Genomic DNA, 3212 nt, shown 5'->3' with positions numbered 1-3212 from the left:
GGCTTCCCGGTCATCGGGCCGACGTCCTTGGGACGGCGCTGCTCGGGTGTGGCGTTCTGATCGTTCGTGCTCATCGGATGCCTCTCATAGCGTCAAGCTCTTCTACCTCCATACTTGTTTAGCTCAAACTCGAAATGGGTACCAAGGTTCCCCTTCCGCTCGTATGTATCGGGGAAATCATAAACTTGCCTGGGCAACGAGGGCATGGACCATGGGACACCGCTCGACGTCCCCTCGGGCTACGGAAACGCGGCGCCATACATGCTGGACGTCGGAATTTCCTCTACCCTCCATATCGCGCGCTCGTGGGGTCTGACCCCGTCGCGTCGTCAGCGGGACACGGCTCATTGTCCCCGGCCAGAGCGTGCAGCCAGCCAACCACAGCCAGATCGGCAGGAAACATCCAAGCGGTGATCGAAAGAGCCTTGCGTTCGGTCGGACTGATGCGTTAGTGGCTGTGTGAGCAACTTGGGTTCGCCTCATCTTGTCGGCCCCGCGCTCGAAGGATTACGGAAGATCCAAGGCGCTTAAAGAGCCCGTTTCAATCGGGCTCTTCACAGTTCTACTTCGAGTTCTTGTGGCTCTGTTTGCCAGCCTTTACATGCTGGTCGTGGGAACCGCCCTGCTTGGCGCTCGAAGCCGAGCGTTCCTTATTGGCGGCGCTCTTGCTTCCTCCGGACTTCGAGTAATCACAGGAACAAGGGAAGCCTCTACATTCCTGACAGGCCGGTGGCCCACGACGTCCGGAAATGCTTTCTGGCGGGCTCAACAAGTCTGCCTCGCGGCGCTCGACAATCGAATGGCGCACAAGGGGCACGAGCTGCTTCATTGCCGCCGCCATAGAAGCTGGGCTATGGATACGATACTAATCGCCCCTTTCCAAGAGTACCCAAAGCCCGCCGATCGGACGCGCGCGCAGTGGCGCCCTTTGGACGGTTCGCGCCTTTGGCTGAGGCCCGCGTCCTTGGAATTGACCGGCGGGTGGACCAACTCCAGCCCTGATACACGGCTCCGCCGCTCACGCCTTTGCTGAAGAAGATTTCTCAGCTCCGCAAATCCAACCTTTCCACCTTCACTTGCTCCGGAGACCGGCAGCTCGGCGGCAATGATGGATGATTTCGCATCAATTTGCCGGCGGCCTTAAGGAAGGCAGCGATCAGGACACGTTCCATCGGTGTCGGCCGTAATGGTTGATCAGAAAACCTTCGATCCGACAGCCTTCCTTGCGGAGGGGCCTTGGTTGTGGTTTCTGGGCCGGCGTTGCGGGTACTGAGGGTACTAATGAACGCCGGCTTTCAGAGGGCGGTCCGTCGGGTCCTTGCCCTTCTTCTTCTTTGGCCGCATCTTTTTTGGCAAAGCATCCCGCGCGGAGTCTTTGACGGAGGACATTGCCGCTTCAGTGGCCCGTGAAATGGCTTCGCCAGCGATGCCCATGGCGCGTGCGCCCTTGCGGGTCACCGACTTCGCCGCACCAGCGATCTCGTCGCGCTCGCCAATAAGAACCGCAGCGGCAGCGCCGGCCCCGGCAGTAAGGGCGTTCGCCAGGACGTTGCGACCGATGTCGCTTGCAAGCAAAGCTTTGAGCATCGGCGACTTGCGGATGGATTTCGGGACCTTGTAACCGGCAATCGCCTCCGGAACTCTATTCTTGGTCATGATCGTTCTCATCCTTTGTTTGCCAGAACTGTTACCCGCGCAACATCGTTCCCACGGAGCGGCCAGGTCTCGAAATGCTCGACGCACGGCCGCTTGCTTTGTTTGGGTGAAGAGAGGAGATGAGGACCGAGGCGGAAGAGCAGGCGAACCGCCGGCCTAGTGGGGATCTGGGGTGCCGATGGGATTGGCCGCTTGAAGCGATTGGCGGCCTCATCGGCAGCTTGGCGGCGCTGTTCGACCTCATCTGAGCCGATTATGATCGGACGCTGCCGCAGAAGGAACAATAGGAAAATCCGGTGATTTAGGTGTTTGGGATCGCGTGGCGTGGCTTGCTGCTTGCCCTTCCTTGCTCTTGGAAGGCGCGCGATCTTCTGGATCAGATTCCCTGCTTCGGGCACGGTTTTGACCGTGCGCTCGAAAGCGTGGAACCTTCCGGTACAATCGATGTTGAAATAGTGGTAGGGGAGTTTTGCAACACAGCGCGCCCTCTGGCCTTGCATCCCAAGCATTAAGCCCTGCAGAGCCAGGCATATTATGCACCTGGGTAGTTGCAATTCTGTTGGTGGGGAGTTCCAAATCTCATGCGGCAGGGTTTCCCGCAAGACTTCCCTTGCAGCATGTGGTGCGACGGGGCTCGCCTTTCTCTTGAGACGAGCCCTGATCGTATACTATCGCCCGAGAACGAGTGCCCAACCCCGCCGGACAACATCGGCAGAAGCGACGCCCAAGGGCATGGCCCCGATACCCGATCGCAGCGATATGGCCGGTGATGGCGGTCCATGTGCCGTTTGTTTCTGCGCGGCGGTCGTATGGCATGTCGCGGTCGTATGGCATGTCGTGGATGTCGGAAGACATGATGTCCGGTTTCGCTTGAAGCAACGGTGTGGTGCCTCTCAAGCACCAGCGCCTATAGGATAAAGCGAAGCTGGCCCATTTGTTTCGGGCCTGGCTCCGCACCTTCCCGATCATTCCTCATTCGAGGGCGGAAAAATCAACATCCATTTCTGAACGGAGCGGAGACTCCGACTTGTCCCCGGCGACAGCGCAATGGCCGCACTCGTGGGTGAAGAGCCCGCGCCGCCGCTACGGGGTTAGCCACCTTCATACAAGGCGTGAAGTGGCAAGCCGGTCCATTCAGGAGAGATCATGAAAAGTATTCTGACGCTCGCGCTGATGCTCCTCCCGGTGCACTGGATCTGCCATCACCCCTGCAGGGTTGATTTGCTCTCCAGTGCCAAACAATCCGGCCCGTTGCGCGTTTATCATCTCGTCGCGCACTCCGGCATTCGAGGTGCTCACGTTGTCGTCACCGGCAATGTATGGCTCGGGTTAGCAGAATGGGTATTTCATACGGTCATCGACGAGGCAAAGGTAAAAGGGCGGATAACGTTCACCCCGGCTCAGGCGCTGCACCCCAGCTGCAAGGCTCTGTGGCTCGGCTACCTAGTCGTGTCCATCACGCTCTCATCTGGGCAATCTATCTTACCCTGGTAGCGCTGATCTTCGTCACGGGCTCGCTGCCGATGTGGTGGCGGCTATGAATCCCCGTGCAGAAC

4 protein-coding genes and 1 pseudogene are annotated in these 3212 nt (G+C 59.0%); 3 read left to right on the top strand and 2 right to left on the bottom strand.

Annotated features, from left to right (window positions below; genetic code table 11):
* Positions 1-198: 198 nt before the first annotated feature.
* Together ACPYOI_RS35335 and ACPYOI_RS35330 are read left to right on the top strand one after the other, a co-directional pair.
* Positions 199-452, top strand: a pseudogene (locus ACPYOI_RS35335) (extracellular catalytic domain type 1 short-chain-length polyhydroxyalkanoate depolymerase); the annotation flags it as partial.
* A gap of 149 nt (positions 453-601) precedes the next feature.
* Positions 602-1033: a DUF982 domain-containing protein gene (locus ACPYOI_RS35330; protein ID WP_481417926.1), complete on the top strand. Its 432-nt coding sequence runs from the start codon at positions 602-604 to the stop codon at positions 1031-1033.
* A gap of 245 nt (positions 1034-1278) precedes the next feature.
* Here the strand turns inward: ACPYOI_RS35330 and ACPYOI_RS35325 are convergent, their stop codons facing one another.
* Together ACPYOI_RS35325 and ACPYOI_RS35320 are read right to left on the bottom strand one after the other, a co-directional pair.
* On the bottom strand, positions 1279-1656 hold the full coding sequence (locus ACPYOI_RS35325; RefSeq protein ID WP_481417900.1) for a hypothetical protein: 378 nt from the start codon (positions 1654-1656) through the stop codon (positions 1279-1281).
* 8 nt (positions 1657-1664) lie between these two features.
* Complete coding sequence (locus ACPYOI_RS35320; protein WP_481417899.1) at positions 1665-2165, bottom strand: hypothetical protein; 501 nt, start codon at positions 2163-2165, stop codon at positions 1665-1667.
* Between the two features lie 637 nt (positions 2166-2802).
* On the opposite strand from ACPYOI_RS35320, the gene ACPYOI_RS35315 reads away from it, so the two are divergent.
* A complete protein-coding gene (locus ACPYOI_RS35315) occupies positions 2803-3150 on the top strand; it encodes a hypothetical protein (protein WP_481424086.1) in 348 nt (115 codons plus the stop codon).
* Positions 3151-3212: the final 62 nt, after the last annotated feature.

The sequence above is a fragment of the Rhizobium sp. SVR5-2C genome, assembly GCF_056755115.1.
The sequence above is the reverse complement of the archived record's forward strand: the minus strand, read 5'-3'. Positions and strand labels throughout refer to the sequence as shown.

Coding starts and splice junctions, on each gene's coding strand:
- ACPYOI_RS35330 (WP_481417926.1), top strand. CDS start 602: ATGCTGGTCGTGGGAACCGCCCTGCTTGGCGCTCGAAGCCGAGCGTTC.
- ACPYOI_RS35325 (WP_481417900.1), bottom strand. CDS start 1,656: ATGACCAAGAATAGAGTTCCGGAGGCGATTGCCGGTTACAAGGTCCCG.
- ACPYOI_RS35320 (WP_481417899.1), bottom strand. CDS start 2,165: ATGCTTGGGATGCAAGGCCAGAGGGCGCGCTGTGTTGCAAAACTCCCC.
- ACPYOI_RS35315 (WP_481424086.1), top strand. CDS start 2,803: ATGAAAAGTATTCTGACGCTCGCGCTGATGCTCCTCCCGGTGCACTGG.